The 14,407-nt window shown below is 65.7% G+C and carries 14 protein-coding genes; 7 read left to right on the top strand and 7 right to left on the bottom strand.

Going from position 1 to position 14,407, the window contains the following annotated elements; all coding sequences use genetic code 11:
- Positions 1–240: 240 nt before the first annotated feature.
- The 6 genes from gatA to ACQY46_RS17520 all read right to left on the bottom strand — a co-directional run bounded on the left by gatA (position 241) and on the right by ACQY46_RS17520 (position 5,087).
- On the bottom strand, positions 241–1,716 hold the full coding sequence (gatA, locus tag ACQY46_RS17495) for an Asp-tRNA(Asn)/Glu-tRNA(Gln) amidotransferase subunit GatA (RefSeq protein WP_428697285.1): 1,476 nt from the start codon (positions 1,714–1,716) through the stop codon (positions 241–243).
- 97 nt (positions 1,717–1,813) lie between these two features.
- On the bottom strand, positions 1,814–2,302 hold the full coding sequence (locus tag ACQY46_RS17500) for a GNAT family N-acetyltransferase (protein ID WP_428697286.1): 489 nt from the start codon (positions 2,300–2,302) through the stop codon (positions 1,814–1,816).
- A 4-nt stretch (positions 2,303–2,306) separates the two neighbouring features.
- Positions 2,307–2,594 (bottom strand): Asp-tRNA(Asn)/Glu-tRNA(Gln) amidotransferase subunit GatC, encoded by a 288-nt coding sequence (gene gatC / locus ACQY46_RS17505; protein WP_428697287.1) that lies wholly within the window; start codon positions 2,592–2,594, stop codon positions 2,307–2,309.
- Positions 2,595–2,780: 186 nt separating this feature from the next.
- On the bottom strand, positions 2,781–3,272 hold the full coding sequence (locus ACQY46_RS17510) for a nuclear transport factor 2 family protein (protein ID WP_428697288.1): 492 nt from the start codon (positions 3,270–3,272) through the stop codon (positions 2,781–2,783).
- A 71-nt stretch (positions 3,273–3,343) separates the two neighbouring features.
- Positions 3,344–4,192, bottom strand: a complete 849-nt coding sequence (locus ACQY46_RS17515) for an NYN domain-containing protein (protein WP_428697289.1) — start codon at positions 4,190–4,192, stop codon at positions 3,344–3,346.
- A 187-nt stretch (positions 4,193–4,379) separates the two neighbouring features.
- Positions 4,380–5,087, bottom strand: a complete 708-nt coding sequence (locus ACQY46_RS17520; protein ID WP_428697290.1) for a metal-dependent hydrolase — start codon at positions 5,085–5,087, stop codon at positions 4,380–4,382.
- A gap of 138 nt (positions 5,088–5,225) precedes the next feature.
- Between ACQY46_RS17520 and ruvX the strand changes: the two genes are divergently transcribed.
- The 6 genes from ruvX to dprA all read left to right on the top strand — a co-directional run bounded on the left by ruvX (position 5,226) and on the right by dprA (position 10,811).
- The gene (gene ruvX / locus ACQY46_RS17525) at positions 5,226–5,732 is read left to right on the top strand and encodes a Holliday junction resolvase RuvX (RefSeq protein WP_428697291.1); all 507 of its coding nucleotides are present in this window, start codon (positions 5,226–5,228) and stop codon (positions 5,730–5,732) included.
- Positions 5,729–6,655: an AEC family transporter gene (locus tag ACQY46_RS17530; protein WP_428697292.1), complete on the top strand. Its 927-nt coding sequence runs from the start codon at positions 5,729–5,731 to the stop codon at positions 6,653–6,655. The genes ruvX and ACQY46_RS17530 overlap by 4 nt, the downstream gene beginning before the upstream one ends.
- A gap of 85 nt (positions 6,656–6,740) precedes the next feature.
- A complete protein-coding gene (locus tag ACQY46_RS17535; protein WP_428697293.1) occupies positions 6,741–7,697 on the top strand; it encodes an aspartate carbamoyltransferase catalytic subunit in 957 nt (318 codons plus the stop codon).
- 11 nt (positions 7,698–7,708) lie between these two features.
- Positions 7,709–9,004 (top strand): dihydroorotase, encoded by a 1,296-nt coding sequence (locus ACQY46_RS17540; RefSeq protein WP_428697294.1) that lies wholly within the window; start codon positions 7,709–7,711, stop codon positions 9,002–9,004.
- A gap of 32 nt (positions 9,005–9,036) precedes the next feature.
- Positions 9,037–9,657 carry a glycerol-3-phosphate 1-O-acyltransferase PlsY gene (plsY, locus tag ACQY46_RS17545; RefSeq protein ID WP_428697295.1) on the top strand — a complete coding sequence of 207 codons (621 nt, stop codon included), beginning with the start codon at positions 9,037–9,039 and terminating at the stop codon, positions 9,655–9,657.
- The gene (gene dprA / locus ACQY46_RS17550) at positions 9,654–10,811 is read left to right on the top strand and encodes a DNA-processing protein DprA (RefSeq protein WP_428697296.1); all 1,158 of its coding nucleotides are present in this window, start codon (positions 9,654–9,656) and stop codon (positions 10,809–10,811) included. The genes plsY and dprA overlap by 4 nt, the downstream gene beginning before the upstream one ends.
- 257 nt (positions 10,812–11,068) lie before the next feature.
- Here dprA and ACQY46_RS17555 read toward each other — a convergent pair whose 3' ends face one another.
- A complete protein-coding gene (locus ACQY46_RS17555; RefSeq protein WP_306028403.1) occupies positions 11,069–11,263 on the bottom strand; it encodes a hypothetical protein in 195 nt (64 codons plus the stop codon).
- Positions 11,264–11,708: 445 nt separating this feature from the next.
- On the opposite strand from ACQY46_RS17555, the gene topA reads away from it, so the two are divergent.
- Positions 11,709–14,396, top strand: coding sequence for a type I DNA topoisomerase (topA, locus tag ACQY46_RS17560; protein WP_428697297.1), 2,688 nt, complete (start codon positions 11,709–11,711; stop codon positions 14,394–14,396).
- Positions 14,397–14,407: the final 11 nt, after the last annotated feature.

Consider the following 14,407-nt stretch of genomic DNA (forward strand, 5'->3'; position numbering starts at 1 on the left):
GCCCTTGTCTGTCCCCGCTCCTGTTTGTGCGCCTATTCTGGAGCCCTGTTTTGGAGCCTGTTCCGGCGCATGATCCGCCGGCACTGGACCGGATTGAGGGGCGTACAGGCGGCCGGAAAACGAAAAAAGCCCGGACGGCGTACCTTCCGGGCCTGTTGACGCGCAATTCGATGCGACAATTTCGATAATGTTTCGCGCAATTCCTGCAGGATTCTGCGCGAAAATTGATTCAGGATCCGCCTACCACCACTTCGCCGGCTCGAAGCGGCCGGCGGCCTCCTCGAGCACATGGCCGAGCGTGTAGAGCGTTTCCTCGTCGAACGGACGGCCGATCAGCTGCAGCCCGAGCGGCAGCCCGTCGCGGTTGAGGCCGGCCGGCACGGCAAGCCCCGGAAGGCCGGCCATGTTCACCGTCACGGTGAAGATGTCGTTGAGATACATCTGCACCGGATCGCCGCTGAAGGCGCCCGGCGCGAAGGCCGCATCCGGCGTTGCCGGCGTCAGGATCGCGTCGACGCCGGCCTCGAAAGCCACGTCGAAGTCGCGCTTGATCAGGGTGCGGACCTTCTGGGCACGCAGGTAATAGGCATCGTAATAGCCGGCGGAAAGCACATAGGTGCCGATCAGCACGCGCCGCTTCACCTCGGCTCCGAAACCGGCGGCGCGGGTGTTTTCATACATGTCGGCAATGTCTTCGCCGGGAACCCGCAAGCCATAGCGCACGCCGTCATAGCGGGCGAGATTGGACGAGGCCTCCGCCGGCGCGACGATGTAATAGGCCGGCAGCGCGTATTTCGTGTGCGGCAGGCTGATCTCGACGATCTCGGCGCCGGCCGCCTTCAGCCACTCGATGCCCTTGGCCCACAGCGCGTCGACCTCGTCGGGCACTCCCTCGACGCGGTACTCGGCCGGAATGCCGATCTTCAGCCCCTTGACCGAACGGCCGATCGCCGCCTCGTAGTCGGGGACCGGCATGTCGACCGAGGTCGTGTCCTTCGGATCGGTCGAGGCCATCGAGCGCATCATGATCGCGTTGTCGCGCAGCGTCCGGGTGATCGGTCCGGCCTGGTCGAGCGAGGAGGCAAAGGCGACGACGCCCCAGCGCGAGCAGCGCCCGTAGGTCGGCTTCATGCCGACAGTGCCGGTCAGCGCCGCCGGCTGGCGGATCGAGCCGCCCGTGTCCGTCGCCGTCGCGCCAAGGCACAGCGATGCGGCAACGGCCGCGGCCGAACCGCCCGACGAGCCGCCCGGCACCAGCGCCTCGTTGGAGCCGGCGCGCCGCCACGGATTGACGACATTGCCGTAATGGGACGTCTCGTTCGACGACCCCATGGCGAACTCGTCCATGTTCAGCTTGCCGAGCATGACCGCGCCATCGGCCCACAGATTGGCGGTCACGGTCGATTCATACGGCGGCCTGAAGCCGTCGAGGATGTGGCTGCAGGCCTGGGTGTGGACCCCTTCGGTGGCGAACAGGTCCTTGATGCCGAGCGGGATGCCTTCCAGCGCCCCGCCCTCGCCCCGGGCGAGCTTCTCGTCCGAGCGCGCCGCCATCTCCCGCGCCCGGTCGGCCGTGACCGCGACATAGGCGTTGATCGACGGATTGGCCGCCTCGATCGCCGAAAGATAGGCGTTCGTCAGATCGGTTGCGCTGATCTCGCGGGCGGCGAGCCGGTCGCGGGCCTCGGCCAGGGTCAGTTTCGTCAGCTCGGTCATCAGGGTCGTCTCGCTGGGACTTGGTCACGCTGGAATGGTCTGCGCCGCACGGTCACGGCATGTCGTTGCGCCTGTCTCGCGCCCCGCGCGGCTCCCGTCAAGTCCGCAAGGCCTCGCCGGCCTCCGCCAGCGCCTTGCGGTAGAAGACGGAAAAGGGCGTATCGGGATAATCGAGGACCGGCGGGCAGCGGGAAAAGCCGCCGCGCTCATAGACCCGCCAGGCCGCTTCGTGCCGGCCGCCGGTCTCCAGCACCAGTTCGCAAAGCCCCTCCTCGCGCGCCAGGGCCTCGACGCGGCCGAGGATTTCGCCGCCGACGCCAAGCCCTCGCGCCGCCGCGCGGGTATACATGCGCTTCACTTCGCCGATGCCGCCGCCATGCCGGCGCAGCGCGCCGCAGCCCAGCGCCGCTCGGCTTTCCGCATCGCGGGCGACGAAGACGGTCGTGTCCGGAGCCGCCATCTCCTCGACGCTCATGTGATGGCAGTGCTCGGGCGGCGACAGCGTCAGCAGGACGGCGTTCAACTCGCCGATCAGGCTCCGCATCTCGTTGCTCAGCGGGCTTTCGACACCCACCACGAAGGCCATGATCCTATTCCACGACCTTCGGGACCATGAAGAAATTGTCGTCGGAAGCCGGCGCGTTGCCCGTCACCTTGTCCGGATAGCCGCCATCGGTGACCACGTCCTGACGCTTCTTCATCTCCTGCTTGACCACCGAGGTCATCGGCTCGACGCCCTCGACGTCGACCTCGTCAAGCTGCTCGACAAAGGCCAGGATCGTGTTGAGCTCGCCGGTCATCTTCCCGGCCTCGTCGTCCGTGACCTTGATCCGCGCCAGATGGGCGACGCGCTTCACCGTATCGATATCGACGGACATGCGAATTCTCCAGAAGCTTGGAACCGGCCCGTTCCTCCGGCGGCCCCACGCGGGACAACCCGGTACGGCCTCTCCAGAATGACGGCTGGCGACGCGAACGCTCCGCCTTGCCCGACGGCCTATACCACCCGCTTCCTTCGGCCTGCAAGACACAGCCCACGATCAGGCCCGCGCTCATGCCCACGCTCAGGCGCAAATACGCCCGCCGTCGCCAGCGGGCATCGCCCGCGCGCCGCTGACGAGACTGCGCAGCAGCCGGTCGTCGCCAAAGGCCCGGTCGACGCGCCCGCCCCGCTCCTGGCGTTCCTCCACGATCCGCCCCAGCCGCCAGCTCTGGCGGAAGATCACCGTCTCGCGCACCATCCGGCCGTCGACATCCACCCCGTCGAAGCGGCAGGCGAACTCCGCCATTTCCCGGGCCCGGTCGCAGACGAGATCGTCGACCGTGCCGCGCAGCATGGTGAACCGGCGCAACACCGGCATCATCTTGCGCAGCACCGCCTCGAGCCCGTCGGCGGCGAGCGAGCCGTTGTCGTAGAGACGGATGTCGGGCGCGAAATGGGCGCGGGCGGCACCGGCAAGGTCGCCGCGCGACAGGGCCACGATGTAATCGTCAAGGCGGGAACGAAACGGCAACGCTTTCGCACCGGGAGAAAAGGGACGGACAATGTTGGTCATGGCGACACCCGTTCTGGACAGGTGAGAACATTACGTGAACATTCTCTGTCTGTCCAGACGTCTGGCATGCTTCAGCTCGGCGAATTGCCCCGCGCTTTCACGACTGCTCGAAAAAAAGATCGCATAAACCGGATTTCGTCTTTCTCGAGGTTTCGCCGAAGGGCAGAACCACAGAAGGGGAGCAGTTTCCGGTCAAGATCCGGCGGAACGCCACGATTCATCTCCCAGTACGCCTCAATTCCCTTGATGTCCGTCTCTTCGAGCTTCTCGACAAAGGACGTCACGGCAATTTTGATCTTATCGGTGTCGAACGTTCCGTTGTCGGCGAGTGGTGTTGCCGCTGCCAGTTCTGCCGCCTCCGAAGGGGCACCGGACCCTTCACGCAAGCTCAAGAATGTCGACACGAACCCGCCGTCCCACTCGCTCGTCGTATCGGCTTCCTGCATAAGCTGCTGCGACTGCGAGCCGCGGCTTGGTGCGATCCCAAGCAGATGGACCCGCACGCCATAGTTCTGAGCAATCTGAACGCCGACACGGACGTCTTCGTCGCCAGAAAGCAAAACAGCATCCGTAATCGACTTCAGGCGGGCAAGTTCGATAAGATCCGTCACAATGAGGGAATCGACGCCCTTCTGCTGACCATGACTGTTTACGAAGCCAAGCCTCAGTTTCACATTATCAAAGTTCGCAACGAGGGCTTGGTCGGATGTGGGACGTACTCCACCTATCGCGCCATCATACCAGTAGATTCGGAGAATCCGGCAATCCGTCGCTTTCCTGCAGGCAAACGCTATCAACGCATCAACAGCAACCGAGGCATTCAGAAGCAATTGGTCACGCGACTTCTTGCTGCCTGTGATTGCCGCGCTTCCCTGCGCAAAAAGATAGCCCGCGTCTACGAAAACGGCGCAACGATCCATTCGCAATCCAATCAAGATCCAGAAATAGCAAGGGCTCCCGCAGGAGCCCTTTTATGCCGTTACGACCTTAAAACGTAGCGGGACGCAACGGAGTAATCGATTATTCGCACAACCGCCCCTGCCGTGCAATAGGCGGCGCACTCGATCGATACATAGGCAACAAACACGCCCAGACAAGGCCCCGGCCTCACACCTCCAGCGATCCGCCGGGCGCCGTCACCTTCACGCGGTCCGCCTGGTCGCCCATCTCGGCGACGAAGGCATCCGCCGACTGGTCGAGGATCGGGAACGTGCCGAAGTGGCAGGGAATGACCGTGTCGAAGTCGAAGAAGCGCCGGCAGGCGAGTGCGGCCGTGCGCGCGCCCATCGTGAAGCGGTCGCCAATGGGCACGATGCCGACCTTCGGCGCGTAGAGCTCGTTGACCAGCGCCATGTCTCCGAAAATGTCTGTATCGCCCATGTGGTAGAGCACCGGCTGTCCGGCGGCGCGCACCACCACGCCGTTCGGCTGGCCCATATAGACCGGCGGCCAGCCGCCGGCGAGCGACGAAGAACTGTGGTGCGCCTGGGTCAGCGACACAGTGAAGGGCCCCACATCGACGGTCCCGCCGCACCCCATCGGGTTGATGTTCTCGTGCCCCTGCGACTGCACCCACATGGCCACTTCGAAATTCGCCGTGACCTGCGCACCGGTCGCCTTGGCGATGGCGATCGTGTCGCCGATATGGTCGTCATGCCCGTGGGTCAGCAGGATATGGGTAACCCCTTCGCTTGCCTGCTCGACGCTCATATCGGCGGGAAAGGACGGGCTTTGCGACAGGAACGGGTCGATCAGGATCGTCGCGCCGGGAATTTCCACGCGAAAGGCGGCATGGCCGAGATGGGTGATCTTCATTGCGTTGCCTCAAGGTTTTCGGGTTTGCCCCGGGATCCGCTCCCGCAGGCTGAATGTCCGGTGGGAATCTAGCCGCCTGTGCAGCGAGGGCAATCCCGCGATCTGTTCGCCCGCGCATCGCCGTGCTAAAGCCGGAAGATGGCCCACGATCCACTCCTGTCGCACGAAGATTTCGCCGCTGTCCTGCCCCCGGGGCGCCGGCTGCTCGGGCTCGATCTCGGCACCAAGACGATCGGCCTTGCGCTTTCGGATCTCGGGCGCGGCATCGCCTCGCCGCTGGAGACCATCCGCCGGAAGAAGTTCGGTCTCGACGCCGCCCTCCTGCTGCAAGTCTGCGCCAAACACGAGATCTGCGGCCTCGTCATCGGGCTGCCGCTGAACATGGACGGTTCCGAGGGGCCCAGGGTCCAGGCAACCCGCTCCTTCACCCGCAACCTGGCACCGCTGACGGACCTGCCGATGACCGCCTGGGACGAGCGCCTGTCGACGGCCGCCGTCACGCGCACGCTGATCGAGGCCGACCGCTCGCGCGCGCGCCGCGCCGAACTGGTCGACAAGATGGCCGCGGCCTTCATCCTCCAGGGCTATCTCGACCGTCTCGCCCATCTGGCGCGCAGCGCGCAGCAACGGGATCTCTCGCCGTGAACGGCATCCTCAACGCGCTCGTTCCGGTCCTCCTCGTCATTGCCGCCGGCCATGTCGTTGCCCGCATGGGCCTCATCACCGGCGACCAGTGGCGCGGCATCGAGAAGATCGCCTATTTCCTGCTGTTTCCCGCCATCATCATCTCGACCGTCGCCCGCACCGACTTCATGGCCATTCCCGCCTTCGAGATGAGTGCCGCCCTGGTCCTGTCCATCTTCGCGATGACGGCGCTGACCCTTGCCCTTCAACCGCTCCTCAAGCGCAGCTTCGGCATTGACGGCCCGCGCTTTTCCTCCGTCTTCCAGGGCGCGACGCGCTGGAACACCTTTGTCGCGCTGGCCATCGCCGACGAGTTGCTGGGCGCCGACGGCGTCGCCCTGCTGGCCGTGGCGGTGGTGGCGATGATCCCGCTTCTCAACATCATCAACGTCCTGGTGCTGTCGCGTTTTGCCAGCGGCGAGGCGCCGGGCGCCGCCAAGATCGCGCTCGACCTCGCCCGCAACCCGCTGATCTGGTCGACCGCCGTCGGGCTTGCGATCAACGTGACCGGCCTGCCGCTGCCGCGCTTCGCCTGGTCGACGCTGGAGATCCTCGGCAGCGCGGCACTGCCCATCGGCATCGTCTGCGTCGGCGCCGGGCTCAATCTGGGCTCCCTGCGCCGACCCGGCCCCGCATTGACGAGCGCCACCATCCTCAAGCTCGCCGTCATGCCGCTCTTCGGCTTCCTCTTCGCCACCCTGATCGGCGTGCACGGGCCGGCCTTCACGGCGGTGATGATCGCCATGTCGGTTCCCTCCGCCGGCAATGCCTATCTTCTGGCCCGCCAGATGGGGGGCGATGCACCGCTGATGGCCGAGATCCTGACACTGCAGACGCTGGTCGCGGCCGTCACCATGCCGCTTGTCCTGCTTCTTGCCGCCTAGCAGCGCTATGCGTGCGGCCAACCCGGTGGAGAAGCAGTCTCGGCGCTTGAGCCCCTGGCCCGCAGCGCCTATAGGGTAGGCTTTAATGAGCACACCGACATCTCCTCTCGCGGAGCTTTATCCGCACCGCCACCTTCTCGGCATCGAGGGCCTGCAGCCCCACGAGATCACCGCCCTTCTCGACAGGGCGGAAGCCGCCGTCGAGATCAGCCGGCAGGTGGAGAAGAAAAAGTCCGTCCTGCGCGGCCGCACCCAGATCAACCTCTTCTTCGAGGCCTCGACGCGGACGCAGTCGTCCTTCGAGATCGCCGGCAAGCGGCTCGGCGCGGACGTCATGAACATGTCGGTCTCCTCGTCCTCGGTGAAGAAGGGCGAGACGCTGATCGACACGGCCGCGACGCTGAACGCGATGCATCCCGACATCATCGTCGTTCGCCATCACGCAGCCGGCGCGGTGCATCTTCTGGCGCAGAAGGTCGGATGCTCGGTCGTCAATGCCGGCGACGGCGCCCACGAGCACCCCACCCAGGCACTGCTCGACGCCCTGACGATCCGCCGCCACAAGGGCGGGATCGCCCGCCTGACGGTCGCCATCTGCGGCGACATCCTGCATTCGCGTGTCGCCCGCTCCAACATCATCCTGCTCAATGCGCTGGGTGCAAGGGTGCGGGTCGTCGCGCCCTCCACCCTGCTGCCGAACGGCATCGCCCAGATGGGTGTCGAGGTGTTCCAGGACATGCGCAAGGGGCTGGCCGGTGCCGACATCGTCATGATGCTGCGGCTTCAGCGCGAACGCATGGCCGGCTCCTTCATTCCCTCCGTGCGCGAGTATTTCCGCTATTACGGCCTCGACCGGGACAAGCTCGACAGCGCCAAACCGGACGCGCTCGTCATGCATCCCGGCCCGATGAACCGGGGCGTGGAGATCGATCCGGAGATCGCCGACGGGCCGCAAAGCCTGATCCGCGAGCAGGTCGAAATGGGCGTTGCCGTGCGGATGGCCGTTCTCGAGGCGCTTGCCGCCCACCTGCCGAACAATTGAGGAGGACAACCATGGCGGCGATCCCGACCCCGATCCTTCTCGCCAATGCCCGCGTCATCGACCCGGCCGGCGGTCTTGATGAACCAGGCTCCGTGCTGCTCATCGACGGCCGCATCGCCGCTGCCGGGGCAAGCGCCCTCAACCAGGGCATGCCGGAGGGCACGCAGGTGATCGACGTGGCCGGCGCGGTCGTGGCCCCCGGCCTGATCGACATCGGCGTCACCGTCGGCGAACCCGGCGGCGAACACCGCGAGACGCTTGCAAGCGCCAGCCAGGCGGCGGCGGCCGGCGGCGTCACGACCATCGTCACCTCGCCGCAGACCGACCCGGTCATCGACGATCCGGCGCTCGTCGACTTCATCCTGCGGCGCGCCCGCGACACGGCGGTGGTCAATGTCCACCCGCTTGCCGCCCTCACCAAGCGGCTCGGCGGCGAGGAGATGAGCGAGATCGGCCTGCTGCGCGAGGCCGGCGCCGTCGGCTTCTCCAACGGCCATCGCTCCGTCACCCATTCCGGCATGATGCGGCGGCTGCTGACCTATGCCCGCGACTTCGACGCGCTGGTGATGCACCATACCGAGGATCCGGACCTGGCCGGCGGTGGCGTCATCAACGAGAGCCTTTCGGCGAGCTGGAAAGGCCTGCCCTCCAGCCCGCGCGAGGCCGAGATCATCATGGTCGAGCGGGACCTGCGCCTCGCCGCGCTGACGCGCGGCCGCTATCACGCCCAGACGATCTCCTGCGCCGACAGTACCGCCGCCGTCGGCCGCGCGAAGCAGAACGGCCTCGACGTCACCTGCGGCATCTCGATCAATCACCTGACGCTGAACGAGAACGACATCGGCCCCTACCGGACCTTCTTCAAGATGTCGCCGCCGCTGCGCGCCGAGGAAGAGCGCCTGGCCATGGTCGCGGCGCTCGCCGCCGGCACGATCGATGTCATCGTTTCCAATCACGACCCGCAGGACGTCGAGACCAAGCGCCATCCCTTCGCGGAGGCCGCCGACGGCGCCATCGGCCTGGAAACCCTGCTGGCGGCCGGGCTGCGGCTCGTGCATGCCGGCGAGGTGCCGCTCCCGGCCCTGCTGGCGGCCATGACCTGCAATCCCGCCCGCCGTCTCGGTCTTCCGGGGGGAAGCCTTGCCAAAGGCGCTCCGGCCGATCTCGTCGTCTTCGACCCGGACCGGCCCTGGGTTCTCGACAAGGCCCGGATCCGCTCACGCTCGAAGAACACGCCCTTCGAGGACGCGCGGTTTTCCGGGCAGGTCCTCCAGACCATCGTTGCGGGACGCATCGTCTCGTCCTAGGATTGCACCACGATCACAACCGGAGGCTGCGCGTGCCCGACCCGATCAGCTGGAGCCTGGCCCTGCCCTATTTTCTAGCAGCCCTCGTTTTCGGCTATCTGCTGGGCTCCATACCCTTCGGCCTTGTCATCACCCGCCTTGCCGGCGAAGGGGACATTCGCAAGATCGGCTCCGGCAATATCGGCACGACCAACGTGCTGCGTACCGGAAAGAAGCATCTCGCCGCACTGACCCTCATCGGCGACATGCTGAAGGGCACGCTCGCCGTCTGGGTGGCCGGGCGCTTCGGCGGACCCGACATCATGGTGATGGCCGGCCTGGGCGCTTTCCTCGGGCATCTCTTTCCGGTCTGGCTGAAGTTTCGCGGCGGCAAGGGCGTTGCCACCTATCTCGGCATCCTGCTCGGCCTGTTCTGGCCGGCAGCGCTTGCCTTCGCCGTCATCTGGATCGGCGTCGCCCTTGTCTCCCGCTATTCCTCGCTCTCGGCGCTGGTCGCCAGTCTCGCGACACCGCTCCTGCTCTACCTCGTCTTCGACCGGGTGCAGTTCGCCGAACTGATGGGTCTCCTGTCACTGATCCTGTGGGCCAGGCATCACGAGAACATCGGACGTCTTCTCAAGGGCACTGAAGGCCGCATCGGATCCAAGGGATGACCACGGAGCGATCCGAAGCGGGGCGCGGCCGCGTCCTGACGGATCGCCAGCGGCTTGCCTGGCTGCGCCTCATCCGCTCCGAGAATGTCGGGCCGATCACCTTTCGCGAACTGATCAACCACACCGGTTCGGCCGAGGCCGCGCTTGCCGCCCTGCCCGAGCTTTCCCGCAAGGGCGGCAAGAGAACCATTCGCGTCGCCTCGCAGGCCGAGGCGGAAGAAGAGACCGCAGCACTGACGCGTCTCGGCGGGCGCTTCCGCGCACTGGGCGAATACGGGTACCCGCCGCTGCTGCGCCATGTCGACGGGGCGCCGCCGCTGATCGCCGTGCTCGGCTCGGACGACCGCCTCGCCCAAGAGGACGCCATCGCCATGGTCGGCGCCCGCAACGCCTCGCTTGCCGGGCAGAAGATCGCGACCGAAATCGCCGCTCATCTCTCCTCCGCCGGTTACACGATCGTCTCGGGCCTTGCCCGCGGGATCGACGCGGCCGCCCATCGCGCCGCCCTTGCCGGCGGCACCCTCGCCGTCCTCGCCGGCGGCGTCGATGTCGTCTATCCGCCGGAAAACCGGGACCTTTACCGGGATATAGCCGAGCGCGGCGGCGCCATCGTCAGCGAGATGCCGTTCGGCTGGAAGCCTCGCGCCCGCGATTTCCCGCGCCGCAACCGCCTGATTTCGGGCATGTCGCTTGCAACCGTCCTGATCGAGGCGGCGCGCGCCTCCGGCTCCCTGCACACGGCCCGCTTCGCCGCCGAGCAGAACCGCGAGGTCTTCGTCGTTCCCGGATCGCCGCTGGATCCGCGTTCCGAAGGCGGCAACCGCCTCATTCGCGAGGGTGCGACACTGGTTGCCAGCGGCGAGGACGTGCTGGAAAGCCTCGGCCCCCGCCGGCAGCTCGGCGATCCGATCATACCGCTGGACATCGCCGAACCTGCCGCTCCCGACCATCAGCCTCGTCCGCCGAGCGTCGACGACACGGCGAGAGACAGGGTTCTTGCGGCGCTTGGCGGTTCGCCGGTAGAGGTCGACGAGGTCATCCGCCACACCGGCGTCGAGGCGCGCATCGTCCATGTCATCCTGCTGGAACTCGAGCTTGCCGGTCGCCTTGAGCGCCACCGCGGCCAGAAGATCAGCCTGATCGACAGCCGCTGACCGCCAGGCGGATTTCCATCCGTAAAATCAAACTGTTGCCGATCGCAAAGCGGGTTCGCCAAATCCGATCGGCATTGCCGTTCCCGGGCATAGCCGTCGTCGTCACGTCTTCATCGGGAACGCCAACAACCCGAATGGCGCCGCTGCCTACCCCGGGTTGGGTTGTGATTGCATAAAATACAACCTATTTTTGGAGTTCTGCAAAGGTCATCAAGACACCGTGCAACTTCCGCTACGAACACAACCTCAGGTAAAATTCACCTTTGCGCGACCTTTTCCGCGGTCGCATGCTCGATGTCGGCATGCCGGTCGAAAGCTTCAACGCGTGCCATCTCAAGTAAATATGCTAAGAAATCCAATTCGTTATGAGATGCCAGATCCCTCAACTCCCGGCATATCTGGGCGCAGTAGCGCGCGGCTTCGGAGCGGTCCTTGTGGGATTCGATCGGCATTTCGTGACCCGATAATTGGCCGATTTTGACGGCTGGCGAAAGTTATACAACCTTTGGTTTTCTACAATCATACTACACGTTAAAAACGATTGGTTGCAAGGTAGCCCTTCGATTTTCAATTGTCGCCAACCGGACAGGTGAAGGCGCTTCTCGATCCTTTCCCTGACCGACGAAAAGCGCTGCGCCCACCTCCGACCCGCTCTCCCGCGAGAGGATGCCGGGCCTCGTCCCGCAACTGGCGGGAGCAGAATTGTTCCCGCTGCGTCCGCTGTCCGCAGGACAATCGGCCCCCTGTGCGCCCTGCAGCCCTTGACCCGTCCCGCGGGAAAGGTCATTTGACAGCGGCCATGCAATTGGGGGATCGTCCCGCGTCAGTCGCGCATGCTGGTCAAAATTGTACCGCCGCTCCGCCGGAGCGGAGCGCCCGTGTTCCTTTTGGGGTCTCATGAATATCGTCATCGTGGAATCGCCGGCCAAGGCCAAGACAATCAACAAGTACCTTGGCTCGGACTATCAGGTCCTTGCCTCCTATGGCCATGTCCGCGACCTCCCCGCCAAGGACGGGTCCGTCCTTCCGGACGACGACTTCGCCATGACCTGGGATGTGGACGCCAAGTCCCAGAAACGCCTGAACGACATTGTCCGTGCCGTGAAAGGCGCCGACAGGCTCATTCTCGCCACTGACCCCGACCGCGAGGGCGAGGCCATTTCGTGGCACGTGCTGGAGGTGCTCCGGCAGAAGAAGGCGCTGAAGGACATGCCGGTCCAGCGCGTGGTCTTCAATGCCATCACCAAGAAGTCGGTGCTCGACGCGATGGCCAATCCGCGCGACATCGACGAACCGCTGGTCGATGCCTATCTTGCGCGCCGCGCGCTCGACTATCTCGTCGGCTTCACCCTGTCGCCGGTCCTCTGGCGCAAGCTGCCGGGCGCCCGCTCCGCCGGGCGCGTCCAGTCGGTCGCGCTGCGTCTCGTCTGCGACCGGGAAGCGGAGATCGAGCGCTTCGTGCGCCAGGAATACTGGTCGGTGCTTGCCAACCTGCAGACCTCGGCCGGCGCCGCCTTCCAGGCGCGCATCGCGACCTTCGAGGGCAAGAAGCTCGGGCGCCTCGACATTGCCAACGAGGAGCAGGCGGAAAAGATCGCCGCCGCCCTGCGCGCCGCCACGCTGACCGTCGCCAATGTCGAATCCAAGCCGCAGCGCCGCCATCCGGCAGCGCCCTTCACCACCTCCACGCTGCAGCAGGAGGCCTCGCGCAAATACGGCTTCGCCGCCGCCCGCACCATGCAGGTCGCGCAGAAGCTCTATGAGGGCGCGGATATCGGCGGCGAGACCGTCGGTCTCATTACCTATATGCGTACCGACGGCGTGCAGATCGCCGGCGAGGCCATCGCCTCCGCCCGCAAGGTGATCGGCAAGGACTACGGTCCCGAATACGTGCCGGAAAAGCCCCGCCACTATTCCTCCAAGGCGAAGAACGCCCAGGAAGCGCACGAGGCCATCCGGCCGACGGAACTGACCCGGCGCCCGCGCGACGTTGCCCGCTATCTCGATCCGGATGCGGCGCGCCTCTATGAACTGATCTGGAAGCGCACCATCGCCTCGCAGATGGAATCGGCTGTTCTGGAACGGACCACGGCCGACATCGACGCCAAGGCGCCGTCCGGCACGGCCGTCCTGCGTGCGACCGGCCAGGTGGTCCGGTTCGACGGCTTCCTGTCGCTCTACCAGGAAGGCCGCGACGACGAGGAGGACGAGGACAGCCGCCGGCTGCCGGCAATGGAGGCGGGCGAGGCCGTCAGCCGCCAGTCGGTCGAGACCGCCCAGCACTTCACCGAGCCCCCTGCCCGCTTCACCGAGGCAACGCTCGTCAAGAAGATGGAAGAGCTCGGCATCGGGCGCCCGTCGACCTACGCCTCGACGCTGCAGACCCTGCGCGACCGCGAATACGTCAATCTCGACGGCAAGCGCCTCGTTCCCGAGGACAAGGGCCGTCTGGTCACGGCTTTCCTGGAAAGCTTCTTCGACCGCTATGTCGAGTTCGACTTCACCGCTGCGCTCGAGGAGAAGCTCGACCGCATCTCCGCCGGCGAATTGTCGTGGAAGGATGTCTTGCGCGATTTCTGGAAGGAATTCTCCAACACCGTGCACGAGATCAAGGATCTGCGCGTATCGGAGGTGCTGGAGGCGCTCAACGAGATGCTCGCCGCCCACGTCTTCCCGGACGCGGGCAATGGCGAGGATCCGCGCAAGTGTCCGGCCTGCGGCAGCGGCCGCCTGTCGCTGAAGGTCAGCCGTTTCGGCGCCTTCGTGGGATGTTCCCACTACGACAAGGAAAAGCTCGAGGGCAAGGTTCCCAACGAGAACCCGCCCCATTGCGGATACACGCGGCAATTGTCCGCCGGAAACGGCGACGGCGACACCGAGATCGCCGACGGCCCGAAGCTGCTTGGCCAGGATCCGGAAACCGGCCTCGACGTCACCCTGCGCTCGGGCCGGTTCGGGCCCTATGTGCAGCTCGGCGAGGAAGCCAAGCCCAAGCGCTCGTCCCTGCCGCGCGGCTGGCAGGCGTCCGAGATGGACCTCGACAAGGCCCTCCAGCTCCTGTCGTTGCCGCGCGACGTCGGCCCGCATCCCGAAGACGGCAAGATGATCTCCGCCGGCATCGGGCGCTATGGCCCCTTCGTCCTGCACGAGGGCACCTATGCCAATCTGGAAAGCGCCGAGGAAGTGTTCTCGGTCGGCATCAACCGTGCTGTCGACGCCCTGGCCGAAAAGCGTGCCAAGGGCGCCCGCGGCCGCGCCACCGCAGCCCCGCTGAAGGAGCTTGGCAACCATCCCGATGGCGGCGCGATGACCGTCCAGGACGGACGCTACGGTCCTTACGTGAAATGGGCGAAGGTCAACGCCACCCTGCCCAAGGGAAAGGACCCGCTCACCATCACGGTTGAGGAAGCGGTCGAGCTCGTCAACGCCAAGGCGGCGAAATCCGGCAAGGCTCCGGCCAAGAAGGCTGCCGCCAAGAAGCCGGCGGCCAAGAAGGCCCCCGCCAAGAATCCGGCGGCCAAGAAAGCGCCTGCGAAGAAGGCGGCATCGAAAAAGACGGCCGCGACCACGGATGGCGGCTCTTGAGCACAAAGGGT

The organism is Stappia sp. (genome assembly GCF_965276915.1).
GTDB lineage: Bacteria > Pseudomonadota > Alphaproteobacteria > Rhizobiales > Stappiaceae > Stappia.

What these genes read in the sequence shown, in the direction of transcription:
- ACQY46_RS17535 (WP_428697293.1), top strand. Translation starts at nt 6,741, where the DNA reads ATGAGCACACCGACATCTCCTCTCGCGGAGCTTTATCCGCACCGCCAC.
- gatA (WP_428697285.1), bottom strand. Translation starts at nt 1,716, where the DNA reads ATGACCGAGCTGACGAAACTGACCCTGGCCGAGGCCCGCGACCGGCTC.
- ACQY46_RS17510 (WP_428697288.1), bottom strand. Translation starts at nt 3,272, where the DNA reads ATGACCAACATTGTCCGTCCCTTTTCTCCCGGTGCGAAAGCGTTGCCG.
- ACQY46_RS17540 (WP_428697294.1), top strand. Translation starts at nt 7,709, where the DNA reads ATGGCGGCGATCCCGACCCCGATCCTTCTCGCCAATGCCCGCGTCATC.
- dprA (WP_428697296.1), top strand. Translation starts at nt 9,654, where the DNA reads ATGACCACGGAGCGATCCGAAGCGGGGCGCGGCCGCGTCCTGACGGAT.
- ruvX (WP_428697291.1), top strand. Translation starts at nt 5,226, where the DNA reads ATGGCCCACGATCCACTCCTGTCGCACGAAGATTTCGCCGCTGTCCTG.
- topA (WP_428697297.1), top strand. Translation starts at nt 11,709, where the DNA reads ATGAATATCGTCATCGTGGAATCGCCGGCCAAGGCCAAGACAATCAAC.
- ACQY46_RS17520 (WP_428697290.1), bottom strand. Translation starts at nt 5,087, where the DNA reads ATGAAGATCACCCATCTCGGCCATGCCGCCTTTCGCGTGGAAATTCCC.
- ACQY46_RS17555 (WP_306028403.1), bottom strand. Translation starts at nt 11,263, where the DNA reads ATGCCGATCGAATCCCACAAGGACCGCTCCGAAGCCGCGCGCTACTGC.
- ACQY46_RS17500 (WP_428697286.1), bottom strand. Translation starts at nt 2,302, where the DNA reads ATGGCCTTCGTGGTGGGTGTCGAAAGCCCGCTGAGCAACGAGATGCGG.
- ACQY46_RS17515 (WP_428697289.1), bottom strand. Translation starts at nt 4,192, where the DNA reads ATGGATCGTTGCGCCGTTTTCGTAGACGCGGGCTATCTTTTTGCGCAG.
- gatC (WP_428697287.1), bottom strand. Translation starts at nt 2,594, where the DNA reads ATGTCCGTCGATATCGATACGGTGAAGCGCGTCGCCCATCTGGCGCGG.